We start from the raw sequence: 15,700 nt of genomic DNA, 5'->3' as shown, positions 1-15,700 counted from the left end.
CAGGTTTTACAGAACGTATCCAGGCGCTGTCATTGCAGGAGCCGGCAAGCCGGCTCCAAGAGGGGACGCGGTGGTTATTCCTGAGGTGGATTCAACCGCGCTTCCAACTCCGCCACCTTCGCCTCCAGGCTCTCCAGCCGCGCACGGGTGCGGGCCAGGACTACCATCTGGCTGTCGAATTCCTCACGGCTGACCAGGTCCAGCTTGCTGAACCCGCTTTGCAGCAGCGCCTTGAACTGGCTTTCGATTTCATTGCGGGGCAGCGGGGTTTCGCCGCTGAACAGGCGAGAGGCGTGGCCGCTCAGGGCGTCGAGGAGGTCTTTGGGCGCGAGCATGGGAAACATTCCGGAAAACAGTTGGCCGGCAGTGTATCACGCAGCGCCTATAGTCTTTTCAGCGTGGCCTGCGCACGCTTTTCGCGCATTGGGCTGAATGCGGATGCACTGTTTTTGTGCGTATCCAGGCAGCTGCACCGGCCCATTGGTGGGCGTAGACGGGCAACGGATTGATTTCAGTGACTTTTACGGAGCTGGCAAGGTTTCTGCTTAGACGATCATGACCCATGCACTGATGCAGTCGCTGTGACGAATGCAGTGCGCTGACGGACCAGGGTACATGTTTCGTCACCAACGGTTAGCTGGCGTCGCAAAGGCATTTGCCGAGGCGACGATGCGTTACAAAGCCAGGCACTGCGCTTAGACTTGAGACGGGTTTGTTTTCCTGGGGCAAGTCCACCAATTCGGGAGAGAGTTTTCATGAAGCTAGTCACTGCCATCATCAAGCCGTTCAAGTTGGACGATGTACGCGAGTCACTGTCCGAGATCGGCGTGCAGGGCATTACCGTCACTGAGGTCAAAGGCTTCGGTCGGCAGAAGGGTCATACCGAGCTGTATCGCGGCGCGGAATACGTAGTCGATTTCCTGCCGAAGGTGAAGATTGATGTCGCCATTGACGACAAGGATCTTGATCGGGTTATCGAGGCGATAACCAAGGCGGCCAACACCGGCAAGATCGGTGACGGCAAGATCTTCGTGGTCAATCTGGAACAGGCTATTCGCATCCGTACCGGCGAAACCGATACCGACGCAATCTAAGCCGCCAAACCCCAACGCCCCAGGAGAAAACAATATGACTCTGCGTAAATTCGCAGGGCTAGGAGCCCTGTTGTCCATCGTAATGCCCAGCCTGGCCATGGCGGCAGACGAAGTGGCGGCTCCAGTCCTCAATTCCGGCGACACTGCCTGGATGCTGACAGCCACCGCACTGGTGCTGTTCATGACCATCCCTGGCCTGGCGCTGTTCTACGGCGGCATGGTCCGCTCCAAAAACATTCTTTCTGTGATGATGCAGTGCTTCGCCATTACTGGTCTGATCAGCATCCTGTGGGTCGTCTACGGCTACAGCATCGCGTTCGACACCACGGGCATGGAACAGGGCGTCGTCAACTTCAACTCGTTCTTCGGCGGCATGGGCAAGGCGTTCCTGGCGGGTGTCACACCGTCCAGCATCACTGGGCCTGCGGCGCTGTTCCCGGAAGCGGTGTTCATCACCTTCCAGATGACCTTCGCGATCATCACCCCGGCGCTGATTGTCGGTGCGTTCGCCGAGCGCATGAAGTTCTCCGCCATGCTGCTGTTCATGGCCATCTGGTTCACCCTGGTCTATGCGCCGATCGCGCACATGGTCTGGAGCGGCAACGGCGGCCTGATGTGGGACTGGGGCGTGCTGGACTTCGCCGGCGGCACCGTGGTGCACATCAACGCCGGTGTGGCTGGCCTGGTGGCGTGCATCGTGCTCGGCAAGCGTAAAGGCTACCCGACCACCCCAATGGCCCCGCACAACCTGGGCTACACCCTGATCGGCGCGGCGATGCTGTGGATCGGCTGGTTCGGCTTCAACGCCGGCTCCGCTGCTGCGGCCAACGGCACGGCCGGCATGGCGATGCTGGTGACTCAGATCGCCACTGCTGCTGCGGCACTGGGCTGGATGTTCGCCGAGTGGATCACTCACGGCAAGCCAAGCGCCCTGGGCATCGCCTCGGGTGTGGTAGCCGGCCTGGTGGCCGTTACCCCGGCCGCCGGTACCGTAGGCCCGATGGGCGCCCTGGTGATCGGCCTGGCGTCTGGCGTGATCTGCTTCTTCTGCGCCACCAGCCTCAAGCGCAAGCTGGGCTACGATGACTCCCTGGATGCCTTCGGTGTGCACGGTGTGGGCGGGATTGTCGGGGCGATTCTCACCGGCGTATTCGCGGCGCCGATCCTGGGTGGCTTCGGCACCGTGACCGATATTGCCGCACAGGTCTGGATCCAGGCCAAGGGCGTAGGCTTTACCGTGATCTATACCGGCATCGTGACCTTCGTAATTCTCAAGGTGCTGGACTTGACCATCGGCCTGCGTGTGACCGAAGAGGAAGAGGCCGTTGGCCTGGACCTGGCGGAGCACAACGAGCGTGGCTACAACTTGTAAGAACGTATGAAAAAAAACATGCCCGGCTTGCCGGGCATTTTTTTGTCTGGTATTTGCCTGTGGTGACGGCGCGTGAGCATTTTTGTGCCGAGTTTGTGATTGGATCCACACGGTACTTTTCAGTGTGCGAATGTCTTACAGGCATGTAGGCGTATTCGGCACTTTGTTTTTTCCCAGAGCGCGCTAGAATGCGCGCCGATGGGCGCAGAACTGTATATGGCGACAGACCCTGATTACCCTGCGGGCCAAGCCCCGGGTCATTTCAAGGGCAGCCTATCGGGTCGCCAACTGAGTTTGCCGGTCAAGGCCGGCCACTTGGCAATGGGCACATGGCAACGCGTTTATCTGGACGAGCACCCTGATCATGGCGGTGCTCGTAAAGTCCTCGCCACCTGCACGGTGATGGGGCATAAGCCACTGGTTATCCGGTGGACGTTGATTTTTTTCCGGCAGCCTTCGACAGATGGTGAAGCTGGGCTATAACTAATCTGCTTTTCGCAAGTCATGAGGTAGAACATGAGCGACGATGATCTGGAAAACGACGAACTGGAAGTAGGTGACGAAGACGACACCGAAGAAGGTCTTGAAGCGGTAGCGGAAGACGTTGCTGACGATGACGGTGGCGATGATGCACCTGTTCCGGCCGCCAAAGGCAAGGCCAAGGCTGCTGTTTCGGTAGACGAACTGCCGAGCGTCGAGGCCAAGAACAAAGAGCGCGATGCGCTGGCCCGTGCGATGGAAGAGTTCCTCGCCAAAGGCGGTAAAGTGCAGGAAGTCGAGGCCAACGTGGTGGCAGATCCACCGAAGAAGCCGGATAACAAGTACGGCAGTCGGCCTATCTGAGGCCGGTTACTTGCTTGCTGAAAAAGCCCGCCGTCGCTGCGGGCTTTTTCATGCCTGGAGCAAACTCCAGCAGGCTCCCACCTTGGATTTCCAGTGGTATCGCAGCTGCGTTATTTCCAGCTGTGGAGCAGCTCCGGTAGCTCGGTCAGGCTGCGAATCTGCGCATCCGGCAATGCCTCACCTTCCCAAACCTTGCCGGTCGGGTTGAACCACACGGCTCGCAACCCCGCCTGCTGCGCCCCGGCGATGTCATCGCCAGGGTGATCGCCAATATGCACCGCCGCACTGGCATCCACCCCGCCCCGCTGCAACGCCTCTTGAAACAAGCGCGCATCCGGCTTGGCGATGCCGATATCCTCGGCCCTCAGGGCAAAGTGGAAGTAATCCGCCAGGCCTACGCGCTGCACATCGGCATTGCCATTGGTGATCACCCCCAGCAGAAAGTGCTGGCGCAGGGCTTGTAGCATCGGCTCGGCTTCGGGGAAGACGGTGAGCTGGTGCCGCGCATGAATGAACGCTTCAAAACACACATCGGCCATCTCCGTGGCTTGCGGCTGTGGATAACCGGCCTCTTCAAAGGCGTGCATCAGCACCCGCTGGCGCAGCACACTGATCCGGTGTTTGAGCTCGGGATGACGTTGCAGCACCTGCTGGCGCAGGCTGGCGAAATGCTCCAGGGGCAGGTCGCCGACCTTGGACGCATGGGTCGCCAGCCATTCGCGCATCGACGCTTCGGCGCTGATGATGACGGGGACGTTGTCCCACAGGGTGTCGTCCAGGTCGAAGGTGATTAGCTTGATGCTCATGAGTCGCCGCCTTTAACGCGTTTGGCCCTGGGATGGGCGCTGTCGTACACCGTCGCCAGGTGCTGGAAGTCCAGGTGGGTGTAGATCTGGGTGGTCTTGATATCCGAGTGGCCGAGCAGTTCCTGCACGGCGCGCAAGTCTTGTGACGATTCCAGCAGGTGGCTGGCAAAGGAGTGCCGGAGCATGTGCGGATGCAGGTTCTGCCCCAGCTCCCGCTCGCCGGCGGCCTTGACCCGCAACTGAATGGCCCGTGGCCCGAGGCGTCGGCCTTGCTGGCTGACAAACACCGCGTCGTCCGGCGGATTGCTCAGGGCTCGCAGGGGCAGCCACACCAGCAGGGCGTCGCGGGCCTTTTTGCCGATGGGCAGCACGCGGGTCTTGCTGCCTTTGCCGTGCACTTGCACCAGGCCGTCGGCCAGGTCCAGTTGCTCGAGGTTGAGGCTGGTCAGCTCCGACAGGCGCAGGCCCGAGGAATAGAACAGCTCCAGGATCGCCTGGTCGCGGTGCGCCAGGAAGTCATCTTCGACCGCGCCATCGAGCAATTGCAGGGTGCGGTCGGCATCCAGGGTCTTGGGCAGGCGGCGCTCACCCTTGGGCGGCGCCAGGCCGTTGGCCGGGTCGTGATCGCACAGGCCTTCGCGGTTGAGGTAGTGATACAGACCACGTACCGCCGACAGCAGGCGCGCCAGGCTGCGGGAGGATTGGCCTTGCTGGTGCAGGCGTGCAATCAGGCTGCGCAGGCCCTGGATATCAAGGGCCTTCCAGCTGCTGATCTGGTGTTTCTGGCAGAACGCCAGGACCTTGTTCAAGTCCCGTCGGTAGGCTTCCAGCGTATGGGGAGACACCTGGCGCTCGCTGCGCAGGTGAGCGCAGTAGGCGTCCAGTTGCCGTTCCATGGCTAGCGCACCGCGCGCAGGGCAGTGGTAAAGCGCGGCAGGCTGCGGCTCAACACTTCGGCAATGTAGGTCAAAAACAGCGTGCCTACCGTGCTCTTGTAGTGCTGCGGGTCACGGCTGGCAATGGCCAGGACGCCATGCAGGCCTTGATGGTTGAGGGCGACCACGGCAGTCGAGCCGATCTGCACGCGCTGGTCCTCGCCAAACAGGAAGTCCAGCTCATGCTCGCGCAGGGTGCCGCTGATGGTCTTGCCTTCCGACAACAGGCCGCCAATGGCGGTCTGCGCTTCGCTGCCCTTGACCCAGCGCCCGACCGGCATCGGGTTGTCACTGAACAGGATCAGGCTGACAAACGGCACCTGGAAGTCCTGGCGCAGGCTGTCTTCGACGGCAATGGTCAGGTCTTCCAGGCTGGCGGCATCCAGCAGTGCCAGGATCAGGCGGCGGGTCTTGTCGAACAGGCGGTCGTTGTCGCGGGCCACGTCCATCAACTGTGAGAGCCGATGGCGCATTTCGATATTGCGCTCGCGCAGGATCTTCATCTGCCGCTCCACCAGCGACACGGTATCGCCGCGCTGGTGAGGGATGCGCAGGGCCGGCAGCAGTTCGTCGTGTTCGACGAAGAAGTCCGGGTTAGCCTCCAGGTAAGCGGCGACGGCCGCTGCCTCCAGGCTTTCGCAAGGGGATCCTTCGGGCTGCTTGGCGGGTGCCTGGGGCTTATCGGTCATTGGCGAGTCGCTCTCATAGACGGACCTGTCCTTCGTATACACGGGATGCCGGGCCGGTCATCTTCACCGGTTGGCCTGGGCCTGCCCATTCGATGGACAGGCGTCCGCCGGGCAGGTCGATCAACAGGGGCGAATCCATCCAGCCCTGGCTGATCGCAGCCACGGCGGCGGCGCAAGCGCCGGTGCCACAAGCCTGGGTTTCCCCGGCGCCGCGTTCCCACACGCGCAATTGCGCGCGGGAGCGGTCGATGACCTGCAGGAAGCCGACGTTGACCCGCGCCGGAAAGCGCGGGTGATGTTCGATCTTCGGTCCCAGTTCATGCACCGGCGCATTGTTGATGTCGTTGACCCGTAGCACCGCATGGGGGTTGCCCATGGACACAGCGGCCACCTCGACCACAGTGCCGTCGACATCCAGTGGATAACTCAAGGCCTGGGCTTCAGCCTGGAACGGAATATCGGCCGGCACCAGGCGCGGGGCGCCCATGTCGACGCTGATCTGGCCGTCGCTGCGGATATCCAGCTCGATAATGCCGCTTTTGGTCTCGACGCGAATCTGCCGTTTGGCGGTCAGGCGCTTGTCCAGCACGAACCGGGCGAAGCAGCGCGCACCGTTGCCGCACTGTTCCACTTCGGAACCGTCGGAGTTGAAGATCCGGTAACGGAAATCCACCTCCGGATTGCTTGGCGCCTCGACGATCAGCAGCTGATCGAAGCCGATGCCGGTATGGCGGTCGCCCCACAGCTTGGCGTGCTTGGGCAGGATATGCGCGTGCTGGCTGACCAGGTCAAGGACCATAAAGTCATTGCCCAGGCCGTGCATCTTGGTAAAACGCAGCAGCATGGCTTACTCCGGCAGCAGGCTTTCGCCAGCAAACAACTCGGCTACCGTCTCGCGGCGACGCACTTCAAACGCTTGATCACCGTCCACCAACACTTCGGCGGTACGCCCGCGGGTGTTGTAGTTGGAGCTCATGACAAACCCGTAGGCACCGGCCGAATGCACGGCCAGCAGATCGCCTTCTGCCAGGGCCAGTTCACGGTCCTTGGCCAGGAAGTCGCTGGTTTCACAAATCGGGCCGACGATGTCATAGGCGCGCGGGGCGCTGTCGCGCGGGCGCACGGCGCTGACATCCATCCAGGCCTGGTACAGCGCCGGGCGGATCAGGTCGTTCATCGCCGCATCGACGATGGCGAAATCCTTGTGTTCGGTGTGCTTGAGGTACTCGACCTGGGTCAGCAGTACGCCTGCATTGGCAACGATGTAGCGGCCCGGCTCGAATATCAGCTTCAGGTCGCGGCCTTCGGTGCGCTCGCGTACGGCCTTGACGTAGTCGGCCACCAGCGGCGGCTCTTCGTCGCGATAACGCACGCCCACGCCACCGCCCAGATCAATGTGGTGCAGGTAGATGCCGCACTCGCCGAGGCGGTCGATCAGCGCCAGTAGGCGGTCGAGGGCATCGAGGAAGGGGGGCAGGCTGGTCAGTTGCGAACCGATATGGCAGTCCACACCCCGTACTTCCAGGTTTGGCAGTTGGGCGGCGCGGATATACACGTCTTCGGCGTCGGCAATCGCGATGCCGAACTTGTTCTCTTTGAGACCGGTGGAAATGTACGGGTGGGTACCGGCATCGACATCCGGGTTGACGCGCAGGGAGATCGGCGCACGCACGCCCATCTCGGCGGCCACCACTTGCAGGCGCTCCAGCTCGTCGGTGGACTCGACGTTGAAGCAATGCACGCCGATTTCCAGGGCGCGGCGCATGTCTTCGCGGGTCTTGCCGACACCGGAGAACACGATTTTGTCAGCCTTGCCGCCTGCGGCCAGTACACGCTCCAGCTCGCCACGGGACACGATGTCAAAACCAGCGCCCAGGCGCGCCAGGACATTGAGTACACCCAGGTTGGAGTTGGCTTTTACTGCATAGCACACCAGGCTTGGCGTGCCCTCCAGTGCATCGGCAAAGGTGCGGTACTGCGCTTCGATATGCGCTCGCGAGTACACATAGGTCGGGGTGCCGAAGCGTTCGGCAATCGCGGACAGCGCCACGCCTTCCGCGAACAGCTCGCCGTTCCGGTAGTTAAAAGCGTCCATGAAATTCCCTTAGTAGGTGTCGTGCTTGTGCGCTTTGGATTGCGACGTTTGCGCCTGTTCATTCGGGTCTTTGCTGTCATCGGGCAGGTACAACGGGCCTTTTTGACCACAGGCACTGACGAGGCAAGCGACCGCGACGAGCGCAGCAAGGGAAGAGATCAGGCGCTTCATGGCTAAATCCTTGAATATGCATTAATTGCGCCCGAGTATACCGACCACCCGCCAGCTTGCCTATGTGCCGGGACACCCGTCCGGCGGGGCTTTGCCGAGTATGTCGTGAAGTGACCTACATTAATTTGGGATATTTCTCGCGGCTGATGGGAACGAAATCGGTATTCTTTGCAATCATGATGGCGCCTCCGTATCGTGCGGCGCTTGAGCGTGAGTAGACACTTTTTGAGGTTCCCACCATGAGTTTGACCGAAGCCCGCTTTCACGACCTGGTCGATGCGACCCAGCAAGCGCTGGAGGATATTTTCGACGAGAGTGGCCTGGATGTGGATCTGGAAAATTCTGCCGGCGTGCTGACCGTCAAGTTCGAGAACGGTAGCCAATTGATCTTCAGCCGCCAGGAGCCGCTGCGTCAGTTGTGGCTGGCGGCACGTTCCGGAGGTTTTCACTTCGACTATGACGAAGAAGAAAAACGCTGGTCCCACGACACCAGCGATGAGCTGCTGAGCGAAATGCTTGCACGCATCACTCAGGAACAGGCCGGCGTCGAGCTGGATTTCGACGAGATTTGATCGTGACCCAGCCCACACCCGCCCGTCCGCCCAAGCCGCTGTTCAGCAATGTCAGCCCGGCAGTGCCGTCACCTTGTATCAGTTTGTGTCGGCTGGATGAGCAGAAAGTCTGCCTTGGCTGCTTCCGACACGTGGAAGACATCCGGGAATGGCGTTCCGCCGATGATCAGCGGCGCCGCGTGATCGTCGCACAGGCCGAGCAACGCAAGGCCGGTGCCTGACCTTCAGACCAGCCCATCTTGTTTATTTGGTGTGCTGTGGTAGTGTCCGGGTACACCTCAACTCATCGAGGTCCGTGAGAACCCCGCCGTTTATTGGCGGGGTTTTGCTTTTTTGTGCAGAAAAAAAGGAGTCTGCCGCAATCATGACTGCACCTTCCATCATCCTCACCCGTCTCGATGTGCAACGTCTTGAGCAACTGATCGACCGTATGGACGATAAACTGCCAGGCGTCATCGCCCTGCAAGCCGAACTTGACCGCGCTGAAGACGTGGTTGGTCACGATGAAGTGCCTGCCGGTGTCGTGACCATGAACTCTAGCGTGCATTGCCGCGAGCAAAGCAGCGGCAAGGACTATCACCTGACCCTGGTCTACCCCAAGGACGCGAATGCCGACGAAGGCAAGATCTCGATCCTCGCCCCGGTGGGCAGTGCGCTGCTGGGCCTGCAGGTTGGCCAGCACATCGACTGGCCCGCTCCAGGTGGCAAGACCCTCAAGCTTGAGCTGCTGAGTGTCGAAGGCCAGCCTAAAGACGGCGGCGCGTTCACGCTCTAGACCTGATTCAAGGCCTGGTTGAGCGCCTGCTCCAACTCGGCCTTGTAGCGCAGGTAGAGATTGCTTGGGCTTTGAACATCACCGAGTAGCCCGGACAGGTCCAGGTCGGTGATGTAGCAACGATAGCGCTCGGTTTCCCGACGCTGCCCGACGATCTCCTGGGCGACCACTGCAAACAGCTGGTCGCCAAATTCCAGTTCACAAAACTCCCGCTGATTGCAGTACAGGGTAATCCCTACCTGGCCTGGCGCGCCCTTGCCGATAATCGCCTGCACGTCGTAGAACGGTTTGTTGGCCGGGACCTGGGGTGCCGGTCGTGGCTCGACCCGACGGGCCCGACCGCTTGCCGATGGCAACAGCTGGTAGTACAGCGTTTGCACGGCCCCCAGTGGCTGCTGCGGGTCCAGCGGTGAGAGCGCGTCCCGACGATAGATGACCGACTGCAGGAAGCGCTGCAAAGGGGCGAGCAAGCTTTGCTCATCATGAAACGGCAGGCGCTGTTGCCAGAGGGCGTTGAATTCGTCGAGCACGTACAGCTCGGCGAAACCGTCATTGATGCGGTAGAACACCTGCACACAATCCGCCTGGCCCATCGGTAGCAGCGCTGCCAGATCATGGTCTTCCAGGGCCATGGCATCCAGGTGCAACGGGCTGTAGCTGGCCAGTTCTTCACAGAGGTATTCCACCAGCGCCTGCTGGTTGGCCAGGGACACATGATTGGCCTGCCCCGGCGCCAGTTCCATGACGTGATAGTGCTGCTGCACCTGGATCAGATAGCGGTGGTTGAGCTGGCTGAGCATCAGGTTTTGCGCGGTATCGAAAATCTCTTCCACACGCTGGGCAATGAACTGCGCACGGTTATGGCAGAAACAGCGCACCCGCAGCCGTGGCAGTTGGTCGTGTGGTAACTGATTCAGGTAATCGCGCAGGCAATCGAGCAGGGCGTGGGGGCCCTCGTAACGGCTGACCATTACCTCGTTCCAGCTGTTGAGTGTCACCTGGTCCAGGGTCAACACCAGGTTTTCCCTGACGCCGGCGTAACTCAGGGAGTCGGTGCGCTCGGTGGTCATCAGGATATTCAAGTCACGGTGGTGCTTGAGCGGGTCGACGCCGACGTTGACCAGCAACAGCACCTCCTCGGGTATCGCCGTACGCAGCAGGCGTTCCTCATCCACCGTGGCCAGGGGCAGGGCGACGGTCTGTTGCAGGCTGCCCAGCAGATTGAACAGCTCGAATTCGCTCAAATCGCTGGTGCCCGGATGCAGGGCCAGGCGCGTGCTGCTGTCGATCACGCCGTTGCGATGGCACCAGGTGAGCATCTCCAGCAGGTCGCGGCTGCGTTTGATCGGCGCAAAGTGCTCCCATTCCAGGGCCGTCAGGCTGCCGTTGTACAGGCCCCAATGGTACTGGCCCGGCTCCTTGCGATTGGGCGAGTGGACCAGGGTGAGGGTGTCTTCGGCCAGGTCCGGGGCAATCCCCGGGTTGATGAACTCGACCTTGCCGGCCTTGCGTTCAAAGGCGGCGTACAGGCGTCGACCCAGCACATTGAGGTCGCGCTTGTTGATCAGGCTCACGGTCTGTTCGGTGCGGGCGAATTGGGTCAGGAAGCGATAGCTGTAATTGAGCTCATTGACCAGGGCGCGGCGTTCGGACGCGACCTGTCGCACTTTCCACTGGCTGCGGCTGTCGAGCAGGGCCAGTTGCCGCTGGTCCCAGCCCCATTCATGGGCCAGGCGCTCCAGCAGCGCACGTTGCCAGCCGGTGGCGCGCTGGCCGGTGGTGAGCTTGCGGTTGACCTTCAGGTACAGGCTGCGCCGCACCAGTTCCAGGCGCTCGGGTTCGTTGCGCCCGCGCAGGTATTCCTCGATGCGACGGTAGACCACGATATACGGGTCCAGCTCATCCAGGTCCAGTTGGTTGGCGAACACCGCACGTTTGAAACGCAGGCTCAGGCACTGCACCTTGGGGTGCTCGCTGGCATACACCTCGGTGAGCAACAGCTTGAGCACCGACTTGTAGGGTGACTCGATACCCTTGAACAACTGCCACAGGCCGGCGCCGATAAATTCTCCCGGCGGGATATGGGCCAGGTGCCCGAGGTCGAGGGTTTCGTCGGCGCGGATAAAACGTTTGGAAATCAGCGCGTGGGTAAATTCGGCGTAGCGCGCTTCTTCGTAGACTGGCACCAGCCACCAGATTGGCGTGCGCCCGGCCAGCCAGATGGCGGTGCGGTAGAACTCATCGAGCAACAGATAGTGCTGGCTGGTGCCGCAGTCATCTGAGCTGAGCTGGGTATCGCGACCGCCCTGAGCAAAACGGCTGGGTTCGATCAGGAAAAAATGCGCCTCGGCGCCCATGCTCAGGGCCCAGGCCTCCAGCAACTGGCACTTTTTGCGCAATTCGACGAGCTCGGCCTCGTTTACCTCGGCGGCGTGGCAGACCCACACGTCCATATCACTCTGGTCGGCCTGGGCCAGTGTGCCAAGGCTGCCCATCAGGAACAGACCGTGGATCGGGGTGGGCGGGTTGCCGTGGCGTGGCTTGTAGGAAAACGAGCGGGTCAGGCGCTGGGCTTCGGCCAGGACCTGGGCATCCGGTTCAAAATTCGACAAACCGGCCGGCGTGCTGCCCGAGACATAACCAGGCAACAAGGGGTGATTGACATGGAAAAACAGCGGCAGCAGTGCCAGCACGCTTTGCTGGCGCGGCGTCAGGCCTTCGACAGCCCGGGCCATGCGGCCGGCATTGAGGGTGAGGAAACGCGAGCGCAGTTGGGCCAGTACCTTGCGGTCAATGCCTTCATCCAAGTCAGGGCGGATTTCATGGGTACTGGTCATGTCGAACTCAACGGCTCGCAGGCCCGGCGTGGGCGGCCGTGTAGGAGTTTACAGACAGAATCGTAGGAGGTTTAAGGGGAATTTGTTTTTGGCGCCAGAATTTTATCGTCGGCGCAGAAGTGCCCGCGGAATCCGTGAACAGAGGATTCCGTGGGCGATACGGTGGGTCAGGCGGCTTCTTTGGTGGTAGCGGTGGTCAGGATCGTCAGCAGTGTTTGCGCTTGTTCTGCTGCGTCGCGGCCCAGACTGGTCAGGTAGCCGCCATCTGGCTGGTCGATCAGTTTTTTCTCGAACAGGCGTTTGGCCGCAGCAATGGCAGTGGGAGCAGCGGTCTGATGGACTTTCAGACCTTCCTGGGAACTGCCCAGGTTGAAAAGTGCAAGGATTTCCAGTTCGGCAACCAACTCAGGGGTATACGACATAAGGACTCCAGACGTTCTAGGAATTGTCAGACGCTAGCAGCCCCTAAGGTGAACGTACTTGGGCGAACTGTCCAGTCTGGAGGAGCGAGCTTGCTCGCGAAAAGCGTTAACGTTGACCCGGGGCAGTTGGAGAAACGCGGCGCGCTCAGGTTTTTCGCGAGCAAGGGCAGGGTTACTGGTTTTCCGGCGGCAGCTCTGGCAGGGCGCGCAGGGCGGTTTCATACCAGTCGGTGTTGAACGGCCGGTCTTCTTCCAGCATCGCGTCGATTTCCACGGCCAGCACGTGAGCCATCAGGTTCAGGATGTCTTCGCGCTCGTAGCCCACCAGGGTCAGCTTGTTGAATGTGGCCTTGGCCGCCGGCGGGTTATCGCTTTCGATCTGGTTTTCGATCGCTTGGGTCAAGGTGGATTCGGCGAACTCTTCGTCGTCGTTGTCGATATCGGTTGGCTCGCTCATGGCTGCCTCCTGTCAGGAAAGGGCGCCAGTCTACCTCCATTCAGCCCGGTGATGCTGCTGGTCAGGTGGCGCGTCACGTTCTATAACCTAACCAGCCAACCCCTGCACGGCCTGGAGGCTTTGTGATGCTCAAGCTCTACGGATTTTCGGTCAGTAACTACTACAACATGGTCAAGCTGGCGCTCCTGGAAAAGGGCCTGCCCTTCGAGGAAGTGGCGTTTTATGCCGGGCAAACCCCTGAAGCCCTGGCGGTGAGCCCGCGCGGCAAGGTGCCGGTGCTGAAGGTGGAAAACGGCTTTATCAACGAAACCAGCGTGATTCTCGAGTACCTCGAACAGACGCAATCGGGCCCGGCCCTGCTGCCAGGCGATGCGTTCCAGCGTGCCCAGGTGTTGGCGTTGTGCAGGGAAATCGAGTTGTACATCGAACTGCCGGCCCGGGCTTGCTATGGCGAGGCGTTCTTTGGCATGCCGGTACCGCAGGCGATCAAGGACAAGGCCAAGGCCGAGTTGCTGTTAGGGGTTGCTTCGCTGGGGCGGCACGGCAAGTTTGCGCCGTATGTGGCAGGGGAGCGTTTTACGCTTGCTGATGTGTACTTCATGTACAGCGTGGACTTGGCGTGCGCGGTTGGTGGGAAGCTGTTCGGCCTGGATCTGCTGGCTGAGTTGCCGAAGGCCAAGGCTTTGCTGAAGACGCTGCAAGACCTGCCCAACGCCCAGCGAGTGGCGGCGGACAAGGACGCGGCGATGCCGGCCTTTATGGCGATGGTCGCGGCGAAGAAGTAATAAATGTGGGAGCTGGGCTTGCCCGCGATGCAGGCACCTCGGTGTGTCAGTGACACTAAGGTGATGCTATCGCAGGCAAGCCAGCTCCCACACAAGCCAGCTCCCACAGTTGACCGAGGTGATTGAAGGCCACGGTCAAAGGTGGGAGCTGGCTTGCCTGCGATGCTTTTAGCGGCTGGCGAGCAGGGCCTGGCCGCGCACCACGGCTGCCTTGACCTGGGCTGGAGCCGTGCCGCCGATATGGTTGCGAGCATTGACCGAGCCTTCCAGGGTCAGTACCGCAAACACGTCTTGCTCGATCTGGTCGCTGAACTGGCGTAGCTCTTCCAGGCTCATTTCCGCCAGATCCTTGCCAGTATCCACGCCGTATTTCACCGCATGGCCAACGATTTCATGGCAGTCACGGAATGGCAGGCCACGGCGCACCAGGTAGTCCGCCAGGTCCGTGGCGGTAGAGAAACCGCGCAGGGCCGCCTCGCGCATGATGGCGTGCTTGGGCTTGATCGCCGGGATCATGTCGGCAAACGCGCGCAGCGAGTCGCGCAGGGTGTCGGCGGCGTCGAACAGCGGTTCCTTGTCTTCCTGGTTGTCCTTGTTGTAGGCCAGAGGCTGGCCTTTCATCAGGGTCAGCAGGCCCATCAGTGCGCCGAATACACGGCCGCTCTTACCCCGCACCAGCTCTGGCACGTCGGGGTTTTTCTTTTGCGGCATGATCGAACTACCGGTGCAGAAACGATCTGGCAAGTCGATGAACTGGAACTGCGCGCTGGTCCACAGCACCAGCTCTTCGGAGAATCGCGACAAGTGCATCATCGCGATGCTGGCGGCGGCGCAGAACTCGATGGCGAAGTCGCGATCCGATACGCCGTCCAGGGAGTTGCCGCCCACGGCGTCGAAACCCAGCAGTTGCGCGGTGTATTCGCGGTCGATCGGGTAGGTGGTGCCGGCCAGCGCGGCGCTGCCCAGGGGCATGCGGTTGGCGCGTTTGCGGCAATCGACCAGGCGCTCGTAGTCGCGGCTGAGCATTTCGAACCAGGCCAGCAGATGGTGGCCAAAGGTCACAGGCTGCGCGGTTTGCAGGTGGGTGAAGCCGGGCATGATGGTGTCCGATTCACGCTCTGCCTGCTCCAACAGACCTGTTTGCAGGCGGGTGATTTCGGCCAGGATCAAGTCGATTTCATCGCGCAGCCACAGGCGGATATCGGTGGCCACCTGATCGTTGCGGCTACGCCCGGTGTGCAGTTTTTTGCCGGTCACGCCGATGCGGTCGGTCAGGCGCGCCTCGATATTCATGTGCACGTCTTCAAGGTCCACGCGCCAGTCGAAGGTACCGGCCTCGATTTCGCCACGGATCGTGGTCAGGCCGTCAATGATGCTGTCGCGCTCGGCATCGGTCAGCACGCCGACCTTGGCCAGCATGGTGGCGTGGGCGATGGAGCCCATGATGTCGTGGCGATAGAGGCGCTGGTCGAAATTGACGGAGGCGGTGAAGCGCGCGACGAAGGCGTCGACGGGCTCACTGAAGCGGCCGCCCCAGGACTGGTTGGTCTTGTCGGTGCTCATGGATTCGCTCGTGATCTGCTTAAAAGAGGCATGAAAGTGTGCCGCCGATAATAACAGGGTTGCTGATGGAGGCGTTGATACGCCGCGTCGGCATTTTTATTTGTTTGCTGGATGGCAAAGTGCCTTGCCGTCTGCCGCGTCCGGGATGAGACTGGAGGTGGGAGTGACGCGGGGGTTTAACCCGGCCGGTTCCTGAGGTAAACAAAGGATGTTTATTGAAACGATATTTGACGATTGAGCAATGTCGTCTTCATGAGCGTCTACAGTTGCACTGACAGGGGTGC

General features: G+C 61.0%; 18 protein-coding genes and 1 pseudogene. 8 read left to right on the top strand and 11 right to left on the bottom strand.

The window, feature by feature from the left end; all coding sequences use genetic code 11:
* Positions 1 to 74: 74 nt before the first annotated feature.
* Positions 75 to 335 (bottom strand): accessory factor UbiK family protein, encoded by a 261-nt coding sequence (locus tag HBR94_RS09285; protein ID WP_057444205.1) that lies wholly within the window; start codon positions 333 to 335, stop codon positions 75 to 77.
* Positions 336 to 755: 420 nt separating this feature from the next.
* Between HBR94_RS09285 and glnK the strand changes: the two genes are divergently transcribed.
* The 4 genes and pseudogenes from glnK to sutA all read left to right on the top strand — a co-directional run bounded on the left by glnK (position 756) and on the right by sutA (position 3,309).
* Positions 756 to 1,094 (top strand): P-II family nitrogen regulator, encoded by a 339-nt coding sequence (glnK, locus tag HBR94_RS09280; RefSeq protein WP_002555808.1) that lies wholly within the window; start codon positions 756 to 758, stop codon positions 1,092 to 1,094.
* Positions 1,095 to 1,128: 34 nt separating this feature from the next.
* Positions 1,129 to 2,466, top strand: coding sequence for an ammonium transporter (locus HBR94_RS09275; RefSeq protein ID WP_029289659.1), 1,338 nt, complete (start codon positions 1,129 to 1,131; stop codon positions 2,464 to 2,466).
* Between the two features lie 252 nt (positions 2,467 to 2,718).
* Positions 2,719 to 2,859, top strand: a pseudogene (locus HBR94_RS28600) (YjbQ family protein); the annotation flags it as partial.
* A gap of 123 nt (positions 2,860 to 2,982) precedes the next feature.
* Positions 2,983 to 3,309 (top strand): transcriptional regulator SutA, encoded by a 327-nt coding sequence (sutA, locus tag HBR94_RS09265; protein WP_057440491.1) that lies wholly within the window; start codon positions 2,983 to 2,985, stop codon positions 3,307 to 3,309.
* A 110-nt stretch (positions 3,310 to 3,419) separates the two neighbouring features.
* Here the strand turns inward: sutA and HBR94_RS09260 are convergent, their stop codons facing one another.
* Genes HBR94_RS09260 through HBR94_RS09235 form a run of 6 tightly spaced genes read right to left on the bottom strand, consistent with a single transcriptional unit; the run spans position 3,420 to position 8,005 of the window.
* A complete protein-coding gene (locus tag HBR94_RS09260) occupies positions 3,420 to 4,115 on the bottom strand; it encodes an HAD-IA family hydrolase (RefSeq protein ID WP_057440490.1) in 696 nt (231 codons plus the stop codon).
* Entirely contained in the window at positions 4,112 to 5,011 is a 900-nt protein-coding gene (gene xerC / locus HBR94_RS09255; protein ID WP_057440489.1) for a tyrosine recombinase XerC, read from the bottom strand. Before xerC ends, HBR94_RS09260 begins: the two co-directional genes overlap by 4 nt.
* 2 nt (positions 5,012 to 5,013) lie before the next feature.
* Positions 5,014 to 5,739 carry a DUF484 family protein gene (locus tag HBR94_RS09250; RefSeq protein WP_057440488.1) on the bottom strand — a complete coding sequence of 242 codons (726 nt, stop codon included), beginning with the start codon at positions 5,737 to 5,739 and terminating at the stop codon, positions 5,014 to 5,016.
* Between the two features lie 13 nt (positions 5,740 to 5,752).
* Positions 5,753 to 6,583 carry a diaminopimelate epimerase gene (gene dapF, locus HBR94_RS09245; protein WP_057440487.1) on the bottom strand — a complete coding sequence of 277 codons (831 nt, stop codon included), beginning with the start codon at positions 6,581 to 6,583 and terminating at the stop codon, positions 5,753 to 5,755.
* Between the two features lie 3 nt (positions 6,584 to 6,586).
* Positions 6,587 to 7,834 (bottom strand): diaminopimelate decarboxylase, encoded by a 1,248-nt coding sequence (gene lysA / locus HBR94_RS09240; protein WP_170044552.1) that lies wholly within the window; start codon positions 7,832 to 7,834, stop codon positions 6,587 to 6,589.
* A 9-nt stretch (positions 7,835 to 7,843) separates the two neighbouring features.
* Positions 7,844 to 8,005 (bottom strand): lipoprotein, encoded by a 162-nt coding sequence (locus tag HBR94_RS09235; RefSeq protein ID WP_038444426.1) that lies wholly within the window; start codon positions 8,003 to 8,005, stop codon positions 7,844 to 7,846.
* 239 nt (positions 8,006 to 8,244) lie between these two features.
* Here HBR94_RS09235 and cyaY point away from each other — a divergent pair, with 239 nt between their 5' ends.
* From cyaY to rnk, 3 genes are all read left to right on the top strand, one after another.
* Positions 8,245 to 8,577, top strand: a complete 333-nt coding sequence (gene cyaY / locus HBR94_RS09230; RefSeq protein ID WP_057440485.1) for an iron donor protein CyaY — start codon at positions 8,245 to 8,247, stop codon at positions 8,575 to 8,577.
* Between the two features lie 2 nt (positions 8,578 to 8,579).
* Complete coding sequence (locus HBR94_RS09225) at positions 8,580 to 8,798, top strand: DUF1289 domain-containing protein (protein WP_057440618.1); 219 nt, start codon at positions 8,580 to 8,582, stop codon at positions 8,796 to 8,798.
* Between the two features lie 143 nt (positions 8,799 to 8,941).
* Positions 8,942 to 9,352 (top strand): nucleoside diphosphate kinase regulator, encoded by a 411-nt coding sequence (gene rnk, locus HBR94_RS09220; RefSeq protein WP_057444204.1) that lies wholly within the window; start codon positions 8,942 to 8,944, stop codon positions 9,350 to 9,352.
* On the opposite strand, the gene HBR94_RS09215 is transcribed toward rnk, so the two are convergent.
* The 3 genes from HBR94_RS09215 to HBR94_RS09205 all read right to left on the bottom strand — a co-directional run bounded on the left by HBR94_RS09215 (position 9,349) and on the right by HBR94_RS09205 (position 13,068).
* Positions 9,349 to 12,189 (bottom strand): class I adenylate cyclase, encoded by a 2,841-nt coding sequence (locus HBR94_RS09215; protein WP_169960071.1) that lies wholly within the window; start codon positions 12,187 to 12,189, stop codon positions 9,349 to 9,351. The genes rnk and HBR94_RS09215 overlap by 4 nt on opposite strands.
* 167 nt (positions 12,190 to 12,356) lie before the next feature.
* On the bottom strand, positions 12,357 to 12,611 hold the full coding sequence (locus HBR94_RS09210; RefSeq protein WP_057440483.1) for a TIGR02647 family protein: 255 nt from the start codon (positions 12,609 to 12,611) through the stop codon (positions 12,357 to 12,359).
* Positions 12,612 to 12,783: 172 nt separating this feature from the next.
* Positions 12,784 to 13,068, bottom strand: coding sequence for a hypothetical protein (locus tag HBR94_RS09205; RefSeq protein ID WP_057440482.1), 285 nt, complete (start codon positions 13,066 to 13,068; stop codon positions 12,784 to 12,786).
* Positions 13,069 to 13,193: 125 nt separating this feature from the next.
* Between HBR94_RS09205 and HBR94_RS09200 the strand changes: the two genes are divergently transcribed.
* Positions 13,194 to 13,853, top strand: coding sequence for a glutathione S-transferase (locus tag HBR94_RS09200; RefSeq protein ID WP_115129267.1), 660 nt, complete (start codon positions 13,194 to 13,196; stop codon positions 13,851 to 13,853).
* 168 nt (positions 13,854 to 14,021) lie between these two features.
* On the opposite strand, the gene argH is transcribed toward HBR94_RS09200, so the two are convergent.
* Positions 14,022 to 15,416 carry an argininosuccinate lyase gene (gene argH / locus HBR94_RS09195; RefSeq protein ID WP_057440480.1) on the bottom strand — a complete coding sequence of 465 codons (1,395 nt, stop codon included), beginning with the start codon at positions 15,414 to 15,416 and terminating at the stop codon, positions 14,022 to 14,024.
* Positions 15,417 to 15,700 lie beyond the last annotated feature (284 nt).

The sequence above is a fragment of the Pseudomonas sp. WS 5412 genome (genome assembly GCF_012985615.1).
In the GTDB taxonomy this organism is placed as follows: Bacteria; Pseudomonadota; Gammaproteobacteria; order Pseudomonadales; family Pseudomonadaceae; genus Aquipseudomonas; species Aquipseudomonas shahriarae.
This window is presented reverse-complemented; position numbering and strand designations above follow the sequence as displayed.

What these genes read in the sequence shown, in the direction of transcription:
- xerC (WP_057440489.1), bottom strand. Translation starts at nt 5,011, where the DNA reads ATGGAACGGCAACTGGACGCCTACTGCGCTCACCTGCGCAGCGAGCGC.
- dapF (WP_057440487.1), bottom strand. Translation starts at nt 6,583, where the DNA reads ATGCTGCTGCGTTTTACCAAGATGCACGGCCTGGGCAATGACTTTATG.
- HBR94_RS09200 (WP_115129267.1), top strand. Translation starts at nt 13,194, where the DNA reads ATGCTCAAGCTCTACGGATTTTCGGTCAGTAACTACTACAACATGGTC.
- argH (WP_057440480.1), bottom strand. Translation starts at nt 15,416, where the DNA reads ATGAGCACCGACAAGACCAACCAGTCCTGGGGCGGCCGCTTCAGTGAG.
- lysA (WP_170044552.1), bottom strand. Translation starts at nt 7,834, where the DNA reads ATGGACGCTTTTAACTACCGGAACGGCGAGCTGTTCGCGGAAGGCGTG.
- HBR94_RS09285 (WP_057444205.1), bottom strand. Translation starts at nt 335, where the DNA reads ATGCTCGCGCCCAAAGACCTCCTCGACGCCCTGAGCGGCCACGCCTCT.
- cyaY (WP_057440485.1), top strand. Translation starts at nt 8,245, where the DNA reads ATGAGTTTGACCGAAGCCCGCTTTCACGACCTGGTCGATGCGACCCAG.
- HBR94_RS09235 (WP_038444426.1), bottom strand. Translation starts at nt 8,005, where the DNA reads ATGAAGCGCCTGATCTCTTCCCTTGCTGCGCTCGTCGCGGTCGCTTGC.
- HBR94_RS09250 (WP_057440488.1), bottom strand. Translation starts at nt 5,739, where the DNA reads ATGACCGATAAGCCCCAGGCACCCGCCAAGCAGCCCGAAGGATCCCCT.
- glnK (WP_002555808.1), top strand. Translation starts at nt 756, where the DNA reads ATGAAGCTAGTCACTGCCATCATCAAGCCGTTCAAGTTGGACGATGTA.
- HBR94_RS09210 (WP_057440483.1), bottom strand. Translation starts at nt 12,611, where the DNA reads ATGTCGTATACCCCTGAGTTGGTTGCCGAACTGGAAATCCTTGCACTT.
- HBR94_RS09215 (WP_169960071.1), bottom strand. Translation starts at nt 12,189, where the DNA reads ATGACCAGTACCCATGAAATCCGCCCTGACTTGGATGAAGGCATTGAC.
- rnk (WP_057444204.1), top strand. Translation starts at nt 8,942, where the DNA reads ATGACTGCACCTTCCATCATCCTCACCCGTCTCGATGTGCAACGTCTT.
- HBR94_RS09275 (WP_029289659.1), top strand. Translation starts at nt 1,129, where the DNA reads ATGACTCTGCGTAAATTCGCAGGGCTAGGAGCCCTGTTGTCCATCGTA.
- sutA (WP_057440491.1), top strand. Translation starts at nt 2,983, where the DNA reads ATGAGCGACGATGATCTGGAAAACGACGAACTGGAAGTAGGTGACGAA.
- HBR94_RS09260 (WP_057440490.1), bottom strand. Translation starts at nt 4,115, where the DNA reads ATGAGCATCAAGCTAATCACCTTCGACCTGGACGACACCCTGTGGGAC.
- HBR94_RS09205 (WP_057440482.1), bottom strand. Translation starts at nt 13,068, where the DNA reads ATGAGCGAGCCAACCGATATCGACAACGACGACGAAGAGTTCGCCGAA.